This is a genomic window from Planomonospora parontospora (assembly GCA_014647935.1).
Lineage (GTDB): Bacteria > Actinomycetota > Actinomycetes > Streptosporangiales > Streptosporangiaceae > Planomonospora > Planomonospora parontospora.
On sequence record BMQD01000007.1, the window covers coordinates 188672 to 207090 of the forward strand.

Genomic DNA, 18419 nt, shown 5'->3' on the forward strand with positions numbered 1-18419 from the left:
ACGTCGACTTTCCGGGACGTCGACTTTCCGGGGCACCGGCTCTCGGGATGCCTGCTCTCGGGATGCCTGCTCTCGGGACGACGGCTTTCTGAGGCACCGGCTCTCGGGAGGACGGTGCTCCGGGACGCCGCCTCCCGCGGGAGCCGGGCCTTCCGGAGCGGCGGGTCATCTCACGGTGCGGCCGGGGACGCCTCCTGCCCGGCGCCCAGGGCGGCGACCGCGGTCGCGAGCTCCCGGCGCAGCTCCTGGCCGCGCCTGGTGAGGGTCTCGATCGCGGCGATCCGGTCCTGACCGGACTCCCGCGCCTTGCGGCGGTCGGCGGCCGAACGGGCGGAGGCGGCCTTCAGCTCGGCGCGCCTGCCCTCCAGTTCCTTGCGCCGCTTCATCAGACTCTCGTCGGCGGCCTGCTCGACGCCGACCCGCCAGGTCGCCACCATGCGCTCCAGGTCGAGCGTCATCTCCCGGGAGACCGCCGCGAACTGGTCGCGGAGCGCCCCCCGGATCGCCGCCTGGTTGCGCTGCACCTTCTCCATCGAGCGCCGTCCCATGAAGATGGCCGCCCCGATGGCCGGAGCGACCAGCAGGAAGCCGACCGGCCCGAGCAGGGACGCGGCGAAGCCGCCCAGGGAGAGCCCGATCGAGGCCGACGGCAGCACGTCCCGGACCATGTCCACCTCGCCGGGGACGTCCGCGGAGGCGTCCTTCCTTACCTGGACCTGCGAGAGGTTGGGCATGGCGCCCGGGTCGGCGGCGAACTCGACGGGGTCGAGGCCGAGGTCGCGGGCGAAGGCGTCGAGCGTCCGGCGGGCCAGGCTCTCCACGTCGTAGACGATCTGCGACCAGGCCGCCTCCAGCGAGCGCTGCACGCTCATCGGCAGCTCCGCCATGTACCGGTCGACCTGCTCCTGCTTCTTCAGCGTGGCGATCGCGTTCTCGTACGGCTGGCGGATCTCGGCCACCCGGGCCGCCACGATCCCCGCAACCTCGCGCCCGAGGAAGGTGTTGGCCACCGCGCCCGCCCGGCGGCGGGCGGCCAGCTCGGTGAGGCCCTCCAGGTCGGCCTCGACCTGGGCGAGCCGGGCGGCCACGTCGCCCTCGTCGTCCGAGCCCGCGGCCACGTCGTCCTGCGCGGTGGTCGACAGTGAACTCAGCACCGACAGCGCGGCGGCCACCACGGTGGCGCCCCGCGCGGACTCCCTGCCCTCGGCGAAGGCGCGCAGGTGCCGCTCCAGCGCGTCCATGCCGCTGCGCGCCCGCAGCGCGTCCGCCCGCTCCAGGCGGCCCTCCCGCCGCTTGGCCTCGGCGGCCTCGGCGAGCTTGGAGCTCACCGGGATCCAGGGGGCCGACAGCAGCGGGGTGAGGTTCACCGCCCGGGCCGGGTTCTCCGCGACGGCCTCGGTGACGAAGGTCCTCAGCCGGGCCTGGTTCTCCTCCATCAGGGTCCGCCAGTTGGCGGAGTCCTCCACCTTGGTCAGCACGAACGCGATCGCCTGCACCCGCTCGGCCGCCTCGGCGAGGAACTCCAGTTCGTGCCGGAGCACGGGCTGGTCCTGGGCGCTGAGCGTGAACAGCAGCGCGTCGGCCCGCTGGAGCATGGCCACCGTCACCTGCCGGTGCCCCACGGTGAGGCTGTCCACGCCGGGCGTGTCGAGCAGCCGCAGGCCGTCCAGGAGCGGGTTGTCCAGGGTGATGTCCACGCTGACGACGTCGCGCCGCTTGCCGGCGTCACCGCGCATCGAGGCGTAGTCGGGGATCGACTCGACGGTGATAGGGAGCTGGACGGGCCCGGCGTCGGTGCTGCGGTGCACGACGGCGGTGAGCTTGGGGCCGCGCCGCAGGGACAGGAAGCAGTTGGTGGCGACGTCGGCGTCGACCGGGACCAGGTCGGGGTGGCCGGCGAGCGTGTTGAGCAGACGGCTCTTGCCCCGCTTCTGCGCTCCGGCGACCACGATGTCGGTGCACTCGTCCTTCCAGCGGGCGGCGCAGGCGGCCAGCACCTCCGCCAGGTCCTTCCTGCCGCACCGGCCCGCCAGCGCGTGGACCTCGTTGGCGTAGCGCAGCAGCCGCGCCACGGGGCCGTTCGGGTCGGGGGTCGTCATCGGGTCTCTCCTTCGCGGATACCCCGGCCTTCAAGCCGGGGAGGAAACGAGGCTCCTGCGGAGCAGGTCGGGGGCGGCCGGTTCGCCGCCGGATCTCACGCGCCCTGGTGGCGCGCCCAGATGTCCTCGTAGGCGTCGCAGATCCGCTCCGCGGCCCGGCGCTGCCGCAGGGTGAGCGGCCGGTGGGTCAGGACGCGGAACCGGGCGCCGAGGGCGGCGGCGTAACCGGCGAGCTCGGCGTGCGGGCTGCCGGGCGGCGCGCCCAGCTGGACCGCGAGTTCGGTCCCGGTGAGCAGCAGCTCCAGCGCCCGCCGGTCGTCGGCCGGCACCACCGGGCAGGCGCGCAGGGTCTCGACCGCGGCGGCGTCCACCCGGACCGGGGGGAGGGGGGTCCCGCCCCCGGACCGGCCCCCGGCTCCGGCACCGGATCCGGCCTGGGCGTCCAGAGCCGCGATGACCAGGTCCTCCAGGACGGTCAGCACGTCCCGGGCCCGGTGCCCGGCGGTGCGCCCCTCGTTCATCATGGCCAGGGCGCGCCAGCGCGTCGACGCGGCGGTGGCGGCGGCGGCGATCTCCTCCGGCGGCGCCCCGGCGGGCAGGCCGAGCTGCTCGGCGGGGTCGTCGTGGCGGGCCAGGCGGAGCAGCTCGCCGGCCATCTCCTCGCCCAGCACCAGGGTGCCGCGGCCGAGCGCCTCGGCCGCGGCGAAGATGCGCAGGCCCGCCAGGGCGGCGGCGATCGGCCGGTTCTCGTCGAGCTGCGCGGCCAGCGCGTCCAGGGTTGCGCGGTCCGAGCCCAGCGCGGGCGTCCGGGCGATCCGGCGGAGCCGGGTCAGCGCGTCGAGCGCCTTCAGCTGGTCGGCGCGGCGGGCGAAGTGGGCGATGCCGGCGGCCACCGAACCCGTCGCGGCGCGGCCCGCGGAGGCGTACCCCGAGCGCTGGAGCAGCCAGGCCGTGAGCGTCGAGGGATCGGCCGCCTCGCCCCGGCGCAGCGCGTCCACCGCCGTGCGGATGCCGTACCGGTGCAGCCGCTCCACCAGGCGGTGCCGTACCCCGGCGGGGACGGGCAGGTCGGGCGCGGTGCGGAAGTCCTCCAGGTCGAGGAGGTAGTCCTCCAGGTCGTCGGGGTCCAGACCGGCCAGGGCCGACAGGGCCGCGAACTCCTCGGCGTCCAGCGGGCGGGCCCGCGCGGTCTCGGCCAGCAGGCCGATCACCGGGACCACGTCGAAGACGGAGGTCCGCAGGTCGGCGTAACCGCCGGCGGCCAGCCGGCGGGCGGTCGGCCAGGGGTCCTCCTCGTCGCCGCGCCGGTCGATCTGACCGAGCACGGCGAGGGTGTTGACGCAGCTCAGGCCGCACGCGCCGGTCAGGCCGCGGAACTCGGCGAGGGTGGTGTCGTCGAATTTCTGCACGTAGCGCAGCACGTAGATCATCGCCTGCGCGCGGTCGTCCTCCTCGCCGGAGCCGAACAGCATGCTGCGGGCGGCCCGCTCGTTGACCGCCGTCACCGTGTTCATGCCGGGGGTGTCGACGATGGTGACCGTGCGCAGCGACGGCAGGTCCAGCGAGACGCGCAGGCGGCGGATCCGGGCCGTGTCCACCCCGAGGTCGGCGGGGAGCCGGTGACCGGGCAGCAGCCGGGAACGGGCCGTGGTGCCGTCGGTCAGCTCGATGGTGATGAGCCCGTCGTCGGGGCCGTACTCGTACTGGGTGACGACGAAGGTGCACTCGCCCGCGTCCACCGGGGCGACCGGAAGTCCCAGCAGCGCGTTGACCAGCGTGGACTTCCCGCTGCTCACCGCGCCCGCCACCGCGACCCGCAGCGGCGCGTCGAGGCCGGCGCGCACCTGCGCCACCCGCTCGCGCAGCTCCGCCCCGGCGAGCCTGGCCGCGGTGGTGTCGCACAGGCGGCGCAGCAGGTCCGCGGGGGAGGCGGGAGCGGCGGGGGAGGCGGGGGGAGCGGAGGAGGCCGTCACACGTCACCGCCGAAGAGCGGGTCCCAGCCGTCGTGGGAGTCGTCGTGGGGGTCGTGGCCGTCGTCCGGGTGGTGGCCGCCGGGATCGTCGGCGCCGGAGAGGTCCCAGGGGTCGTCCTCCGGCCCGGTCGCTCCGAACGGCCCGGAGCCGGCGTCGTCCGGAGCCGGATCGCCGTCTGCGCCGCCCGGCCCGAAGACGTCCGGCTCCGGCAGCAGGGACAGGTCGGCCTCCGCCGAGGAGAAGGTCTGCGTGAACATGTCCAGGGACTCCTCCTCCGTGGGCCCCGGGACCGTCCCGAAGAGGAGTTGACGCAGCTCAGCCAAGTCCTCTGACTCGTTTCCGGATGATCCGGCTTCCGTATTGTTACGGTCCAATATCATGGCTTGCTACCTCATACCCGGACGATCGTGCGGCGTGCTGTCATGGGGTGGTTTCCATCTCGGGAGAAAGCGTGACCGATGACGAGCGGGTCCCTGAGCAGGGTCGTCGAGGACGAAGGTCTTCTCCTGGCCGCGGCGCGGGCGGGTGACGAGCACGCCTTCGCCGCGCTGTGGGCGACCGCCCAGCGCCAGGCCTTCGGGGTCTGCTACCACCTGACCGGCAACCGCGCCGACGCGCTGGACGCGCTGCAGGAGACGCAGCTGGCCGCGTGGAAGGGGCTGGACTCCTTCGCGGGCCGGGCGCCCTTCCGCGCCTGGGTCCTCGCGATCGCGCGCAACGCCGCCCACACGGTGGTCCGGCGCCGCGCTCCCGGCGGGGCGCTCTTCTCCGAGGTGGAGGAGGAGACGGTGGTCACCGGGCCGTTCGAGGACACCGTGGCCGAGCTGGCCGACCTGCGCCAGGCGCTGACCGCGCTGCCGGAGTCCCACCGGGAGGCGCTGCTGCTGTGGGCGGGCGGGCTCACCTACGAGCAGACGGCGGCCGCGCTCGCGGTGCCGCTCAACACCGTGCGGGTCTGGATCCACCGGGCCAGGAAGCGCCTGCAGACCGAGCTCGCCGGGGATTGAGGGCACCGCCGGGAACGCACGGATGCTCACCGCGGCGCCCCGTCCCCGGGCCGCTCGTGGCGGTAGACGGCGACCTGCGGCACGCGGATGACGTGCTCGCCCTCGGCGTAGCCCTGCTTGACGGTCTCGGCGACGACGTCGTGCAGCTCCGGCCGATCGGTCGGCTCGGTGCCGAACGCCTCGTGCAGGCGCGGGTCGAAGCGCTGCCCGTCCGCGAGGATCTCCCGGACGCCGGCCCGGTTCAGCCCGTCCAGCAGCATGCCGGACAGCCGGGGATGCCGTTCGTCGATCTGGTCCCGGCAGTCGATGCAGGCGTCGAGCAGCGCCTGCCGCCCCGGATGGCCGTCGGCGAACAGGCGCTCCACCCGCTGGGCGAGAGCCGGGCTGATCCCGCTCCGCGCGACCTCGGTCAGCGCGTCCGCCAGCGGATCGGACTCCGCAGGCCCGGGGAGGGGACCGGGGCCGGACGCGGCGAAGCCCGGCTGCGGCGGCGGACCTTCCGGTCCTCCGGGCGGCGCGGGCGGTACGGGTGACGCTCCGGCGGGTACGGCGGGCGGCGCCGGAGAGGCCGCGGGCGGTGACCCGGGCGGTGTGGCGGATGGCATGGGGGAGGTCATGGTCGGTGCTCCGGTCGGTGCTCCGGTCGGTGCTCCGGTCGGTGCGACGGGCGGCATGGGCGGTGCTCCGGCCGGTACGGCAGGCGAGGGGGACCCGCCCGGAGCCGGGGACGGCGGCGCGGCGGGCGGAGGGCCCGCCGCGGCCGGGAACTCCGCCGGTCCAGGGCCGCCCTGCCAGGCGGAGGGGGCGGTCCGGCCGCGCTGCCGCAGGTAGAGCGCGGCGGCCACCGCGAGGAGGGCGCCGGCTGCCAGCACGAGCAGCAGCGGCAGGGGGAGGGGCAGGCCGAGACCGCTCACCGGTCCCGTCTCCCCCACCTCCGCGGGGCCGTCGCCGCCGCCTCCCTCCCGGCCGGGCTCGCCCTCGCGGCCCGGGGGCTTCAGCGGAGCGTCGCCGTCCTGGCCGCCTCCGGAGGCCGGCAGCGGGGAGGCAATGACCGCCCCGTCCGAACCCGCGGCCACCCTGCCGAGGCCCGGCGACTCCCCGGCGGAGCCGGCCGTCACCGGGGCGCAGCCGGTCAGCGCGAGGAAGGCCGCGAGCAGCAGGGCGGGGAGAGCCCGTGCGTCTTTCATGATCACCTTTCGTCGGCGGCCCGGGCGGTCCGGAGCCCGCGCGGGCCCGGGCCCGCCGGGAGGCGGGCACGGGCTCACGGGTGTGCTCCCGGGCCCGAGGTCGTCCGGGCGCGTGCCGGACCCTGGGGTCAGGCCGAGAAGGGGCCCGAGGTCTCGGTGTAGTCGGACACGCCGTCACCGTCGAGGTCGACGCGGGTCTCGTCGATGACGCCGTCGCCGTTGTGGTCGTAGTCGACGACGTCGGTGACGCCGTCGCCGTCGACGTCGTAACGCGCCTCGTCGGCGTAGCCGTCGCCGGTGGTGTCGATCAGCTCGGCGTCGGTGTAGCCGTCGCCGTTGCTGTCGACGAACTCGGTGGTGACGAAGTCGCTCATTTTCCCGATCCTCTCGTTGTGCCGTTCGCCAGATGAGAGTCGGGTCCGAGGCGTTTTGTTACAGCGGGACCGGAAGTTTTTCCGCGGGGTCTCCGGGAGGGGCCGGAAAGGGCGGCCCCGGCCCCTCCCGGTCCGGCCGCGTGGGTCAGCTGAGCGCGCTGGCCACGTGGATCAGCGGGACGTGGCTGAACGCCTGCGGGAAGTTGCCGACCAGGCGGCCGTACCGGGGGTCGTACTCTTCGGCGAGCAGCCCGACGTCGTTGCGGAGGGCCAGCAACCGCTCGAACAGCTCGACCGCCTCGTCCCTGCGCCCCACCATCGCGAGGGCCTCGGCCAGCCAGAAGCTGCACGCCAGGAAGGCGCCCTCGCCGCCGGGCAGGCCGTCCACGTCGTTGTCCTTTGCCACCGGGTAGCGCAGCACGAACCCGTCCACCAGCAGCTCGCGCTCGATGGCCTCGATGGTGCCGATCACGCGCGGGTCGGTCGCGGGCAGGAAGCCGACGATCGGGATGAGCAGCAGGGCGGCGTCCAGCTCGTGCGAGCCGTACGACTGCGTGAAGGTGTTGCGCGTGCTGTCGAAGGCCTTGACGCAGATCTCGGCGTGGATGCGGTCGCGCAGCGCCCTCCACCGCTCCACCGGGCCGGTGCGGCCGAACTCCTCCACGGCCCTGATCACCCGGTCCAGCGCCACCCAGCACATCACCTTGGAGTGGGTGAAGTGGCGCCGGGGGCCGCGGACCTCCCACAGCCCCTCGTCGGGCTCGTCCCAGTGCGCCTCGAGGTAGTCGATCAGCTGCCGCTGGATGGTCCAGGCGCGGTTGTCCGGCGACAGACCGGAGGCGCGGGCCAGGTAGAGGGAGTTCGAGACCTCGCCGTAGACGTCGAGCTGGAGCTGGTTGACCGCGCCGTTGCCGATGCGGACCGGCCGGGAGTCCTCGTAGCCGGGCAGCCAGTCCAGTTCCATCTCCGGCAGGCGGCGCTCTCCCGCGACGCCGTACATGATCTGCAGGTCCTCGGCGCGGCCCGCGATGGCGCGCAGCAGCCACGCGCGCCAGTCGGCGGCCTCCTCCAGGTAACCCGAACCGATGAGGGCGTCCAGGATCATGGTGGCGTCGCGCAGCCAGCAGTAGCGGTAGTCCCAGTTGCGCACGCCGCCCAGGTCCTCGGGGAGCGAGGTGGTGGGGGCGGCGACGATGCCCCCGGTGGGGGAGTAGGTCAGGGCCTTGAGCGTGATGAGCGAGCGGACCACGGCGTCCCGCCACGGGCCGGTGTGGGTGCACCTGTTCGCCCATTCGGTCCACAGCGCCTCGGTCTCGGTCAGCTGCTCGAAGGGGTCGATCTCGGTCGGGCGCGGCTCGTGGGAGGGATGCCAGGTGAAGACGAACGGCAGGCGGTCGCCCGCCGAGACGCGGAAGGCCCCGTGGTGCGTGTAGCCGCGGCTGCGCAGCGGCACCGGGGAGTGCAGCCAGATCGAGTCGGGGCCGCCGACGGCGTGGAGGAGGCCTTCGTCGGTGCGGCGCACCCACGGCACGATCCGCCCGTAGTCGAAGCGGATGCGGATCTCGGTGGACATCTCCACCGAGCCCGAGACGCCTTCGACGATCCGGACCAGGTCCGGGTTGGCCTGCCGGGGCGGCATGAAGTCGATCACGCGGACCGTGCCGCCCGGCAGGTCCCACTCGCTCTCCAGCACCAGGGTGTCGCCCCGGTAGCGGCGCCGGGTGGCGGAGCGCCGCTCGCCGCCGGCCGGGCCGATCCACCACTGGCCGTGGTCGGTGTCGCCGAGCAGCGCGCCGAAGCACGACGGCGAGTCGAAGCGGGGCAGGCAGAGCCAGTCGATGGAGCCGTCCCGGCCGACGAGGGCGGCCGACTGCATGTCGCCGATGAGGGCGTAGTCCTCGATGCGCATGGATCCGACGCTAATACCTCGGCCGCGTCCGGGCGGCACCCGGGACCGGTCCGGTTCCGCGCGGCGGTCCGCTCCGCGGTCCCGGACGGTGCGGGGCGGGGTCTCCGGGCAGCGCGGGAGCGGGTCTCCGGGCGTCCGCCCCGGGGAATCCGGTCAGCTTCGGGCGGCCGGGCGGGTGAAGCTCATCCGCGGCATGAAGAACTGGGTGAGGAACCCCACGGCCAGGGCGAAGACCACCGTGCCGACGCCCACGGTGCCGCCGAGCAGCCAGCCGGCCGCCAGCACGGTCAGCTCGATGAGCGTGCGGGCGGCGCGGACCGAGAGCCCCAGGCGGACCAGGCCGGTCATCAGCCCGTCCCGCGGGCCGGGGCCCAGGCCGGCGCCGATGTACAGGGCCGTCGCGGCGGCGGTGGCCACCACGCCGGACAGCAGGAAGGCCCACCGGGCGGCGAGGGGGTCGGGCGCGGGCGCCAGCCACATCGCGGCGTCGGCGAACAGGCCGAGGAAGACGACGTTGCTGATCGTGCCGACGCCGGGCCGCTGCCGCAGCGGGATCCACAGCAGCATCACCAGTGCGCCCACCAGGATGATCCAGGTCCCGACGGACAGGCCCAGGTGGATGGAGAGCCCCTGGTGGAAGACGTCCCACGGGCTGCCGCCGAGGCGGGACTCGATCTGCAGGGCGACGCCGACGCCGTAGAGCGCCAGGCCCGCGTAGAGGCGGACCAGGCGGTTGGGGAGGGAGCCGAGGGCGGTCAGGGAGAGTTCGCTCATGATGTCCTGAATCATCCTGGCCGTAACCACCCCGGCAAAGGGCCAATCATTGAAAGTGGTCTTATAGTGGCCCGCATGGACCGGTATCTGAGCGGACCCCAGCTCGCCCGCCTCGTGGTGATCGACCCCGGCACCAGGCCCTACTACCGGGCCCTGGCCGGCCGGATGCGCGCACTGATCCTCGACGGGCGCCTCCCGGTGCGCGTGCGCGTCCCGGCCGAGCGGCACCTCGCCGAGGCCCTGGGCGTCAGCCGCACCACCGTGACCGCCGCCTACGACCGCCTCCGCGAGCAGGGCTACCTGGACAGCAGGCAGGGCGCCGGGAGCTGGACCGCGCTGCCCGACGTCGGCGCGCTCGGCGCGGAGAACCCGTGGATCGCCTCGGGCGACGACGGCCTGCTGCCGATGCACTGCGCCGCGCCGCACGCCACCTCGGCGTTGCCCGCGGCGATCGCCCACGCGGGCGAGCACTACCCGCGCTACGCGCTCGGCATGGGCTACGACCCGACCGGGATCACCCCGCTCCGCGAAGCCGTCGCCGCCCGCTACACCGCCCGGGGGCTGGCCACCCGGCCCGAGCAGATCCTCGTCACCACCGGCGCCCAGCACGCGCTCCACCTGCTGGTCATGACGCTGCTGTCGCCGGGCGACCCGATGATGGTCGAGTCGCCCACCTACCCGCACATCCTCGACGCGGCCAGGCTGCGCGGCGCCAGGATCGTCCCGGTCGGCGTCCCCTCCGGCGGCTGGCACCTGGACCTGCTCACCTCCGCGATGCGCCAGTCGGCCGCCCGCCTGGCCTACGTGATCCCGGACTTCCAGAACCCGACCGGCCACCTGATGGACGACGCCACCAGGGCCGGGCTGGTCGGCGCGGCCCGGGACTGCGGCACCACGCTGGTCGTGGACGAGACCTGGAGCGAACTGGCGATCGACGAGGTGCCGCCGATCGCGCCCCTGGCCGCGTTCGACACCGACAGCCGGGTGATCTCCGTCGGGTCGGCCTCCAAGCTCTGGTGGGGCGGCCTGCGCATCGGCTGGATCCGCACCACCGCGGCCATGGTCCGCCGCCTGGCCGCGTTCCGCTCGGCGGTGGACATCGCCAGCCCGCTCTTCGAGCAGCTGGTCGTGGCCCGGTTGTTCGAGGACATCGAGGAGACGAGGGCCGAGCGCCGCCGTACCTTCGGAGCCTCCCGGGACGCCCTGGCGGCCGCGCTGGAGCGGCGCATGCCCGACTGGTCCTTCGCCGTCCCCAAGGGCGGCGGGTCGCTCTGGATCCGGCTGGAGGGCGCGTCGGCCACCGCGCTGGCCGACGCCGCCGCCTGCCACGGCGTACGGCTCGCCCCCGGCGCCTGGTTCGGCCTGGACGGCACCCTGGAGGGCCGCCTCCGCCTGCCCTTCACCCAGCCGCCCCAGGTCGTCACCGAGGCGGTGGAGCGCATCGCAGAGGCCCGCGTCAGGGGCCCGTACGGCGTCCGCCGCCCGGCCGGGCCGCTCACCCGGGTCTGAGACCGGCGCCCCGCCGGTCCGGAAGCACGGCCCCGAGGCACGGCTCCGAGGCACGGGCCCGGGGTGGCGGTCCGTCGCCGGGACCGTTCCGGAGAAGCCGGCGGGGGTCAGTCCGGCGCCGTGACGCCCCGGGCGAGCGGGGCACGGAGCCGGAAGCGCACGGCGGCGATCCGCAGCCCGAAGGCCAGGACGGCCGCGGCGAGGGTGGCGGTCCAGCCGTGCAGGTCGAGGACGTAGAGCACGGCCATCACCGCCGAGCCGAGCATGGCCGGCACCGCGTAGAACTGGCGGTCGTAGAGCAGCACGGGGATCTGGCCGGAGAGCATGTCGCGCAGCACGCCGCCGCCGACCGCCGTGGTCACCCCGAGCAGGACGGAGTGCAGCGGGCTGAGACCGGCCACCAGCGCCTTCTCCGTGCCGACCGCGCAGAACAGCCCGAGGCCCGCCGCGTCGAACACGTTCACCACCGGCATCACCCGCTGGACGTGCGGGTGCCAGAAGAACACGATCACCGTGGCGGCCAGGGGCACCACCACATAACCGACGCTGAAGAAGGCGGCGGGCCGTACGTTGAGGATCAGGTCCCGCAGGATCCCGCCGCCCAGCGCGGTCACCGAGGCGAGGACGGCCATGCCGACCACGTCCAGCCGTCTGCGCACGCCGACGAGCGCTCCGGAGAGCGCGAAGACGAAGATTCCGACGAGGTCGAGCACCTGGGTCACCGGGAAATGATCCCATGACCGGCCCTATGCCCCCCTGGGCCGGGGCCCGCCCGGGTCCGCGTCGCAGGGGCGGCGGGAGGCCGCGCGGGCGGGCGGCGCGCCTGCGGGGAACGGTCCGGTTCCTTATTCCGGCAAGGTCTTGTCTGCGCCGACCCGGTGTGGTGCGATGCATCCCAATCGTGCAAGTGAGCACTTTCTGGAGGCGCGTCATGGGTGAGGTCCTTGAGGTGCGCGCCGCGATCGAGCGGGAGATCGCGGGCCGTACCGTTTGCGCACAGCTGAAGGAGACGGCGGAGCAGAACCCCGACGCGCCCGCCTATTCCGACCCGGTCGAGGGCGGCTGGTCCACCCTCACCTACGCCGAGGCCCGGCAGCGGGTCCTGGAGATCGCGGCCGGGTTCGCCGCCCTCGGAGTGGAGCCCGGCGACACCGTCGCGCTGATGATGATCAACCGCAGCGAGCACGTGCTGGCCGACCTGGGCGCCGTGCACGCCGGGGCGGCGTCGTGCTCGGTCTACTCCACCTTCGCCCCCGACCAGGTCGCCTTCGTCGCGGACAACGTCGGCGCGAAGGTCGCCGTGCTGGGCGGCGCGGCCGAGCTGGCCCGCTGGGAGCCGATCCTCGGCGAGCTGCCGCGCCTGGGCCGGATCGTGATGCTGGGCGACGTCCCCGCCGGCGACGACCGCTTCCTCGGCTGGGACGCCTTCCTGCAGCTGGGCCGCGAGCGCCTGGCCGCCGACCCGGCCGCGGTCGACGCCCGCTGGCAGGCGGTCCGGCCCGACGACGTCCTGACGGTCCTCTACACCTCCGGGACCACCGGCAACCCCAAGGGCGTGCCGCTCACCCACGCCAACGTGCTCTACGAGGTCGGCGCCACCGACCGGATGACCTCGCTGCCCACCCACGGCACGCAGATCTCCTACCTGACCTACGCGCACATCGCCGAGCGGGTGCTCAGCCTGTACCTGCCGCTGTTCAAGGTCTCGCACGTGCACTTCTGCACCGACCTGGCGAACCTGGGCGCGACGCTCGGGCAGGTCAAGCCGGTGATGTTCTTCGGCGTCCCCCGCGTGTGGGAGAAGATGATGGCCCGCCTGCAGTCGCTGCTGGCGACCCAGCCGGAGGAGCAGCAGGAGAACGTGCGCAAGGCCATGGCCGCCGGACTGGCCTTCGTCGAGGCGGGCCAGCACGGGCGGACGGTCACGCCGGAGGTCCGGCAGGCCTACGACGCCGCCGACGCCGCGCTGCTCTCGATCATCCGCTCCATGATCGGCTTCGACAACGCCGGCTGGCTGGCCACCGCCGCGGCCCCGATGCCGATCGAGGTCCAGCGGTTCTTCGCCGGCCTCGGCCTGAAGATCCTCGACGTGTACGGCATGACCGAGACGACGGGGGCGTTCACCGCCAACAGCCCCGAGAGCTACAAGCTCGGCACCGTCGGCCGCGCCGAGCCCGGCGTCGAGGTCCGCATCGCCGAGGACGGCGAGATCCTCACCCGCAGCCCGCTCAACACCCGCGGCTACCTGAACCGCCCCGAGGCCACCGCCGAACTGCTCGACCCCGACGGCTGGCTGCACACCGGGGACGTGGGCTCCGTCGACGAGGACGGCTTCGTCAGGATCGTCGACCGGAAGAAGGAGCTCATCATCACCGCCGGCGGGGAGAACATCTCCCCGGCCAACATCGAGAACCACCTCAAGGAGCACCCCCTCATCGGGCAGGCCCTCGCCTACGGCGACGGCAGGCCGTACCCGGTGGCGATCCTCACCCTCGACGGGGAGGCCGCCCCCGGCTGGGCGCAGGCGCACGGGATCGGGCCCGCGACCCTCGCCGAGCTCGCCGAGCACCCCGACGTCCTCAAGGCCGTCGAGGCCGCCGTCGCCGCGGCCAACGAGAAGCTGGCCCGGGTCCAGCAGGTCAAGCGCTGGCGCCTGCTGCCGGTGGAGTGGACGCCGGAGACCGAGGAGCTCACCCCGAGCCTGAAGCTGAAGCGCCGCGTCGTGCACGCCAAGTACGCCGCGATCATCGACGAGATGTACGCCGGCTGACGGCACCGGAACCGGAAGGCGTCCGTCCTCGGGAGGGGGGCGGGCGCTTTCCCGCCTCTTGCCCGTTCGCGGGCCTGTCGCCGCCACGTCCATTGCCAGGCGATATCTAGCGTTCCTGGTCATGACCTTCAGAGCTTTTCTCATCTCCCTGACGGCCGGGGCGTGCGCCCTGCCGATGCTGGTGGCCACGGCCGCGCCCGTCGCCGCGGACGACCACGTGGCGATCCGCTCGATCACCCTGCGCCCCGCCTCCCCGGTGGTCCACCCGGACCGGCCGGTGCGCCTGATCATCGAGGTGGTCGCGCGCGGGGTCTCCGGCCGGGACGGCGTGACGATCAAGGTCGAGCCCGGCGCGCCGCCGGTCTCCTCGCCGTCGGCCGGTTCCCCGCAGGACCGCCGGCCAGGGCAGGAGGGTGCGCAGCGGCTGCCGGAGCCGGGGTGGCGGACCTGGCGGTTCCTGCCGGAGCGGCGGCTGAACCGCTGGTACCCCACCGGGCTCTGGACCGTCACCGCCACCGCGAAGGGCGAGGACGGCCACCGGGTCGTCCGGCACGCCGGGTTCCGGCTCCGGCACGCCACCGACTTCAGCGCGCTCCAGCTCCGCCGGGCGGACAGGGGCGTGCAGGTCAGAGGCGTGCTGAACCGGATCGACCCGGAGGGCTACCTGGACTACGCCCCCTTCCCCCGCCAGCGGGTGGAGATCCTGCACCGGCCGGAGCAGGGGGAGGAGTGGACGAGGGTGGCCACGGCCACGACGGACCGCGGCGGGCGCTTCATCCGCAAGGTTCGGGGGTACCGCGGCGGGGAGTGGCGGGTCCGCTTCCCCGGAACGAACCGGCACGCCCCGGAGGCGGAGACCGTCCGCCGGGCCGCCTGACCCCGCGTACGGCTTCCGCCGGGCCTCCCGGAGGACGGACGGCCTCCCGGGCGGCCCTCCCGGCCGGGCGCGCTCGGCCGGCGGACGCCGCTCAGGTCGTCGCCTGCACCGCCGCGCCGGACACGGCGGGCAGGCGCCGCGCCGGACGCCGCTCAGGCCAGCGCCTGCACCGCCGCGCCGAACACGGCGGGCAGGCGCCGCGCCGCCGGAACGATCAGCCGGGCCGACGCCCGGTGCCGCCGGGCCGCCAGGAGGGCGCCGGTGAGCAGCCGGTGCCGCCGCGACAGCCGCAGCCAGGCGGACTCGTAGGCCTGCGGCGTTCCCGCGCGCAGGCAGCGCACCAGCGCCTGCGCCGACAGCAGCGCGAGCGACACGCCCTCGCCGGTCAGCGCGTCGGTGTAGCCGGCCGCGTCGCCGACCAGCAGCACCCGCCCGGCGACCCGGGCGCGGACCCGCTGGCGCAGCGGCCCGGCGCCGCGCACCGGCGTCGCGGCCGGGCAGTCCAGCCGCTCCAGCAGCGCGGGGAACTCGCTCAGCCGCTCGGCGTAGCCGCCGCGCCGGGAGGTCAGCACCGCCACGCCCACCAGCCCGTCGCCCACCGGGGTCACGTACGCCTCGCCGCCCGCCGCCCAGTGCACCTCGACGAAGTCCGACCAGGGCGCGGTCGCGTAGTGCCGCCGCAGGCCGTACCGGCGCGGTCCCGCACCGGGCAGCTCCAGCCCGAGCGCGGCCCGCAGCGGCGAGTGCAGGCCGTCGGCGGCCACCAGCCAGCGGGCCCGGAACCCGGCCGCCTCGACGCCGTCGTCGTGCTGGCGCAGCTGCGACACCCGCCCGGGGACGACCCGCACGCCCAGCTCGGCCGCGCGCCGTGAGAGCGCCGCGTGCAGCGCGGTGCGCCGCACCCCCAGCCCGGTCCCGCCGCGGAAGGCGGCCTGCGCCTGGTGGCGCCCGTCCAGGTAGCGGATCCCGCGCAGCGGCCGGCCGGCCGGCTCGACGCCCATGGACCGCAGGACGGCGGCGCCGGTGGGCATCAGGCCCTCGCCGCACGCCTTGTCCACCGGTCCGGGCCGGGGCTCGACCACCACCGCCTCCATCCCGGCCCGCGCCGCGTGGATGGCGGTCGCCAGACCGGCCGGCCCGCCGCCCGCGACCAGCACGTCGATCATGCCGGCGCCCGTCCCGGCGCCGGGGCGAGCGCCGCCAGGGCGGCGTCCTCGCACCGGATCCGGACCGCCATCAGCACGGCGTTGCAGGCCGTGAAGACCGCGGCGGTGACCCACGCCCCGTGCACCAGGGGGAGCGCAGCCCCCTCCACCGCCACCGCGACGTAGTTGGGGTGGCGCAGGAACCGGTAGGGGCCGCCGGTGACCGCCGTCAGGCCCGGCACCACGACCACCTGGGTGTTCCACTGCGGCCCCAGGGTGGTGATGCACCACCAGCGCAGCGCCTGCGCGGCGAGCACCAGGGCCAGCATCGGCCAGCCGAGCGCCGGGACGAAGGGCCGGCCGGACAGGCCCGCCTCCGCCAGGCAGGCGGCCAGCAGACCTGTGTGCAGGAGCACCATCCACGGGTAGTGGCCGCGCCCGGAGACCACTCCGCCGCGGGCCAGGCTCCACCGCAGGTTGCGGCGGGCGACGACCAGCTCCGCGAGCCGCTCGACGGCGACCAGCAGCACCAGCAGCAGGTACCACGACGACAGCTGCCACGACATCAAGGCCACCCCCTACCAGCGCAGCAGGACGAGTTCGGAGCAGAAACCGGGGCCCATCGCGATGACCAGGCCCGGCGTGCCCGGCGGCGGCCGCAGCGCGATCGTGTCGCGCAGGACGTGCAGCACCGAGGAGGAGGAGAGGTTCCCGACGTCGGCCAGGGAGCGCCGGGTGACGTCGAGCGCGCCGGGCGGGAGCCGGAGCGCCTCGGAGACCGCCTCCAGGACCTTGGGTCCTCCGGGATGGCACACCCACGCCGTGACGTCGCCGGCGGTCAGGCCGTGGTCGGCCAGGAAGCCGTGCACGTCGTCGGCCAGATGGGTCCTGACCACGTCGGGGACGCTCGCGTCGAGCACCACCCGGAAGCCGGTGTCGCCGACCTCCCAGCCCATCACCCGCTCGGAGCCGGGGTACAGGCGGCTGCGGGTGGCGACCACCTCGGGTCCCCGCGCCGGTCCCTCCGCAGGCCTCCGTCCGGGCCCCCGCGCCGATCCGGGCTCCGATCCGGACGGGGATCCCCGTCCGGACCCCCGCGCCGGAGGTTCGTGCCCGTCGCCGCAGAGCACCACCGCCGCCGCGCCGTCGCCGAACAGCGCCGAGGCCACCAGGTTGGCGACCGAGGCGTCCCCGCGCTGCAGGGTCAGGGAGCACAGCTCGACCGAGAGCAGCACGGCCACGTGGTCGGGCCAGCCGCGCAGGTAGTCGTGGACGCGAGCGATCCCGGCCGCCCCGGCGACGCACCCGAGGCCGAAGACCGGCACCCGCTTGACGTCGGGGCGCAACCCCAGCCGGCCCGCCAGACGGGCCTCGATCGAGGGCGCGGCGACACCCGTCACGGACGTGCACATGATCATGTCGACGTCCTCCGGAGCGAGCCCCGCCTCCTCCAGCGCGCCGCCCACCGCCTGGGCGCCCAGCTCGAGGGCGGTGTCGATGAAGACGTCGTTGGCCGCCCCGAAACCGTCGAGCTTGTCGTACCGGTCGAGCGGCAGGCTCAGGTGGCGGTGGCCGACCCCCGCGCTCGCGTGGAACCGGTTCAGGAGCAGGCGGTCGGTCCCCTCCGGCAGGCACAGCCGCGCGAACGCGTCCGTGATCTCGTCCTGGGAGTGGCGGTTCGGGGGCAGCACGCCATGGACGGCGGTGATACGGCTCAATCTGGACACTCCCGGCTCGCGGAGGGGGACTACCCGATCTCTGCCCGCGGGGGCGGACGCCATGCTTCGCCGAGCCGATCACCGGCGTCTAGGATCGCGTCCGTGACGACGAGCGGGACACCGCACAGGGAGAGCCGCCCCCGCCTTGCGGCGCTCCTGACCGGGCTGGTGCGGGCCTGCCACCCCGGGCCGACCGTCGCGGTCACCGCGCTGACGACCGCGCTGGCCGCGGCGAGCGGGCGCGACGCGGCCGGCTGCGCCCTGGTGGCCGCGGCCGTGCTGGCCGGACAGCTCTCGATCGGCTGGTGCAACGACGCGGTGGACGCCGGGAGAGACCGCGCCGCCGGGCGTACCGGCAAGCCGGTCGCCGACGGCGCCGTGGGCGCCCGGACGGTGTGGACCGCCGCGTTCACCGCGCTGGCGGCGTGCGTGCCGCTCTCCCTGGCCTCCGGTACGGCGGCCGGCGCCGTCCACCTCGCCGGCGTCGCCGCCGCCTGGGGGTACGACCTCGGGCTGAAGGCCACGGTGCTGTCCTGGGTCCCCTACGCCGTGGGGTTCGGCTCGCTGCCCGCCTTCGTCGCGCTCGGCCTGCCCGGGCAGCCGTGGCCCGCCTGGTGGGCGGTGCTCGCGGCGGCGCTGCTCGGCTGCGGGGCGCACCTGGCCAACGTGCTGCCGGACATCCCCGGCGATCTGGCCACCGGGGTCCGCGGCTGGCCGCAGCGGCTGGGTCCGGACCGCGTCCGCGCGCTGGTCCCGGTGCCGCTCCTGGCGGCCACCTGCCTGCTCGTCCTGGCCCCGCCGGAGCCGCCCGGCCCCGGAGGCTGGGCCGCCCTCACCGGGGCCGTCGTGCTCGCGGGCGCCGGCCTGCTGCTGGGCCGCCGTTCGCCGCGCGCGCCGTTCGCCGCGGCCGTCGCCGTCGCGGCGGTCGACGTCCTGCTCCTGCTGTCCCAGGGCACCGCGATCACGTAGCTCGCACGGGGCGCGGGGACCGCGGAGGTCGTCCGGAGCGTCCCGGCGCGGGCGCCGTACGGCGGTGCGGCGCCGCGCTGCATGGACCACGGAGGTCGCCGGGTCCGT

The 18419-nt window shown here is 75.0% G+C and carries 16 protein-coding genes; 5 read left to right on the forward strand and 11 right to left on the reverse strand.

The window, feature by feature from the left end; all coding sequences use genetic code 11:
- Positions 1-170: 170 nt before the first annotated feature.
- From IEZ07_RS13465 to IEZ07_RS13475, 3 genes are all read right to left on the reverse strand, one after another.
- Positions 171-2099 (reverse strand): dynamin family protein, encoded by a 1929-nt coding sequence (locus IEZ07_RS13465; RefSeq protein ID WP_191895059.1) that lies wholly within the window; start codon positions 2097-2099, stop codon positions 171-173.
- 95 nt (positions 2100-2194) lie between these two features.
- Complete coding sequence (locus IEZ07_RS13470) at positions 2195-4072, reverse strand: dynamin family protein (RefSeq protein ID WP_191895060.1); 1878 nt, start codon at positions 4070-4072, stop codon at positions 2195-2197.
- Complete coding sequence (locus IEZ07_RS13475) at positions 4069-4395, reverse strand: hypothetical protein (RefSeq protein WP_191895061.1); 327 nt, start codon at positions 4393-4395, stop codon at positions 4069-4071. The genes IEZ07_RS13470 and IEZ07_RS13475 overlap by 4 nt, the downstream gene beginning before the upstream one ends.
- A gap of 135 nt (positions 4396-4530) precedes the next feature.
- On the opposite strand from IEZ07_RS13475, the gene IEZ07_RS13480 reads away from it, so the two are divergent.
- Positions 4531-5079: an RNA polymerase sigma factor gene (locus IEZ07_RS13480; RefSeq protein WP_191895062.1), complete on the forward strand. Its 549-nt coding sequence runs from the start codon at positions 4531-4533 to the stop codon at positions 5077-5079.
- 26 nt (positions 5080-5105) lie between these two features.
- Here the strand turns inward: IEZ07_RS13480 and IEZ07_RS13485 are convergent, their stop codons facing one another.
- The 4 genes from IEZ07_RS13485 to yczE all read right to left on the reverse strand — a co-directional run bounded on the left by IEZ07_RS13485 (position 5106) and on the right by yczE (position 9323).
- Positions 5106-6266, reverse strand: coding sequence for a nucleotide exchange factor GrpE (locus IEZ07_RS13485; RefSeq protein ID WP_191895063.1), 1161 nt, complete (start codon positions 6264-6266; stop codon positions 5106-5108).
- Positions 6267-6394: 128 nt separating this feature from the next.
- Positions 6395-6640, reverse strand: coding sequence for a hypothetical protein (locus IEZ07_RS13490; protein ID WP_068899266.1), 246 nt, complete (start codon positions 6638-6640; stop codon positions 6395-6397).
- Positions 6641-6785: 145 nt separating this feature from the next.
- Positions 6786-8549, reverse strand: coding sequence for a glycoside hydrolase family 15 protein (locus IEZ07_RS13495; RefSeq protein ID WP_191895064.1), 1764 nt, complete (start codon positions 8547-8549; stop codon positions 6786-6788).
- 153 nt (positions 8550-8702) lie between these two features.
- The gene (gene yczE, locus IEZ07_RS13500) at positions 8703-9323 is read right to left on the reverse strand and encodes a membrane protein YczE (RefSeq protein WP_068899269.1); all 621 of its coding nucleotides are present in this window, start codon (positions 9321-9323) and stop codon (positions 8703-8705) included.
- 75 nt (positions 9324-9398) lie between these two features.
- On the opposite strand from yczE, the gene yczR reads away from it, so the two are divergent.
- Complete coding sequence (yczR, locus tag IEZ07_RS13505; RefSeq protein WP_191895065.1) at positions 9399-10832, forward strand: MocR-like transcription factor YczR; 1434 nt, start codon at positions 9399-9401, stop codon at positions 10830-10832.
- A gap of 107 nt (positions 10833-10939) precedes the next feature.
- Here the strand turns inward: yczR and IEZ07_RS13510 are convergent, their stop codons facing one another.
- Positions 10940-11554, reverse strand: a complete 615-nt coding sequence (locus IEZ07_RS13510; protein ID WP_068899273.1) for a trimeric intracellular cation channel family protein — start codon at positions 11552-11554, stop codon at positions 10940-10942.
- 209 nt (positions 11555-11763) lie between these two features.
- On the opposite strand from IEZ07_RS13510, the gene IEZ07_RS13515 reads away from it, so the two are divergent.
- Together IEZ07_RS13515 and IEZ07_RS13520 are read left to right on the forward strand one after the other, a co-directional pair.
- Positions 11764-13602 carry an AMP-dependent synthetase/ligase gene (locus IEZ07_RS13515; protein ID WP_191895066.1) on the forward strand — a complete coding sequence of 613 codons (1839 nt, stop codon included), beginning with the start codon at positions 11764-11766 and terminating at the stop codon, positions 13600-13602.
- 121 nt (positions 13603-13723) lie between these two features.
- Positions 13724-14479: a hypothetical protein gene (locus tag IEZ07_RS13520; protein ID WP_191895067.1), complete on the forward strand. Its 756-nt coding sequence runs from the start codon at positions 13724-13726 to the stop codon at positions 14477-14479.
- A gap of 152 nt (positions 14480-14631) precedes the next feature.
- Here the strand turns inward: IEZ07_RS13520 and IEZ07_RS13525 are convergent, their stop codons facing one another.
- Genes IEZ07_RS13525 through IEZ07_RS13535 form a run of 3 tightly spaced genes read right to left on the reverse strand, consistent with a single transcriptional unit; the run spans position 14632 to position 17342 of the window.
- Entirely contained in the window at positions 14632-15645 is a 1014-nt protein-coding gene (locus IEZ07_RS13525; protein WP_068899279.1) for an NAD(P)/FAD-dependent oxidoreductase, read from the reverse strand.
- Entirely contained in the window at positions 15642-16190 is a 549-nt protein-coding gene (locus tag IEZ07_RS13530) for an isoprenylcysteine carboxyl methyltransferase family protein (protein ID WP_068899501.1), read from the reverse strand. Before IEZ07_RS13530 ends, IEZ07_RS13525 begins: the two co-directional genes overlap by 4 nt.
- A gap of 12 nt (positions 16191-16202) precedes the next feature.
- Complete coding sequence (locus tag IEZ07_RS13535; RefSeq protein WP_191895068.1) at positions 16203-17342, reverse strand: type III polyketide synthase; 1140 nt, start codon at positions 17340-17342, stop codon at positions 16203-16205.
- Positions 17343-17444: 102 nt separating this feature from the next.
- Here IEZ07_RS13535 and IEZ07_RS13540 point away from each other — a divergent pair, with 102 nt between their 5' ends.
- The gene (locus IEZ07_RS13540; protein WP_239319877.1) at positions 17445-18311 is read left to right on the forward strand and encodes a UbiA family prenyltransferase; all 867 of its coding nucleotides are present in this window, start codon (positions 17445-17447) and stop codon (positions 18309-18311) included.
- Positions 18312-18419 lie beyond the last annotated feature (108 nt).

Bases quoted from the DNA above. Each gene is read 5' to 3' on its own strand.
- IEZ07_RS13465 (WP_191895059.1), bottom strand. From the start codon at position 2,099: ATGACGACCCCCGACCCGAACGGCCCCGTGGCGCGGCTGCTGCGCTAC.
- IEZ07_RS13480 (WP_191895062.1), top strand. From the start codon at position 4,531: ATGACGAGCGGGTCCCTGAGCAGGGTCGTCGAGGACGAAGGTCTTCTC.
- IEZ07_RS13485 (WP_191895063.1), bottom strand. From the start codon at position 6,266: ATGAAAGACGCACGGGCTCTCCCCGCCCTGCTGCTCGCGGCCTTCCTC.
- IEZ07_RS13490 (WP_068899266.1), bottom strand. From the start codon at position 6,640: ATGAGCGACTTCGTCACCACCGAGTTCGTCGACAGCAACGGCGACGGC.
- IEZ07_RS13495 (WP_191895064.1), bottom strand. From the start codon at position 8,549: ATGCGCATCGAGGACTACGCCCTCATCGGCGACATGCAGTCGGCCGCC.
- yczE (WP_068899269.1), bottom strand. From the start codon at position 9,323: ATGAGCGAACTCTCCCTGACCGCCCTCGGCTCCCTCCCCAACCGCCTG.
- yczR (WP_191895065.1), top strand. From the start codon at position 9,399: ATGGACCGGTATCTGAGCGGACCCCAGCTCGCCCGCCTCGTGGTGATC.
- IEZ07_RS13515 (WP_191895066.1), top strand. From the start codon at position 11,764: ATGGGTGAGGTCCTTGAGGTGCGCGCCGCGATCGAGCGGGAGATCGCG.
- IEZ07_RS13520 (WP_191895067.1), top strand. From the start codon at position 13,724: ATGACCTTCAGAGCTTTTCTCATCTCCCTGACGGCCGGGGCGTGCGCC.
- IEZ07_RS13525 (WP_068899279.1), bottom strand. From the start codon at position 15,645: ATGATCGACGTGCTGGTCGCGGGCGGCGGGCCGGCCGGTCTGGCGACC.
- IEZ07_RS13530 (WP_068899501.1), bottom strand. From the start codon at position 16,190: ATGTCGTGGCAGCTGTCGTCGTGGTACCTGCTGCTGGTGCTGCTGGTC.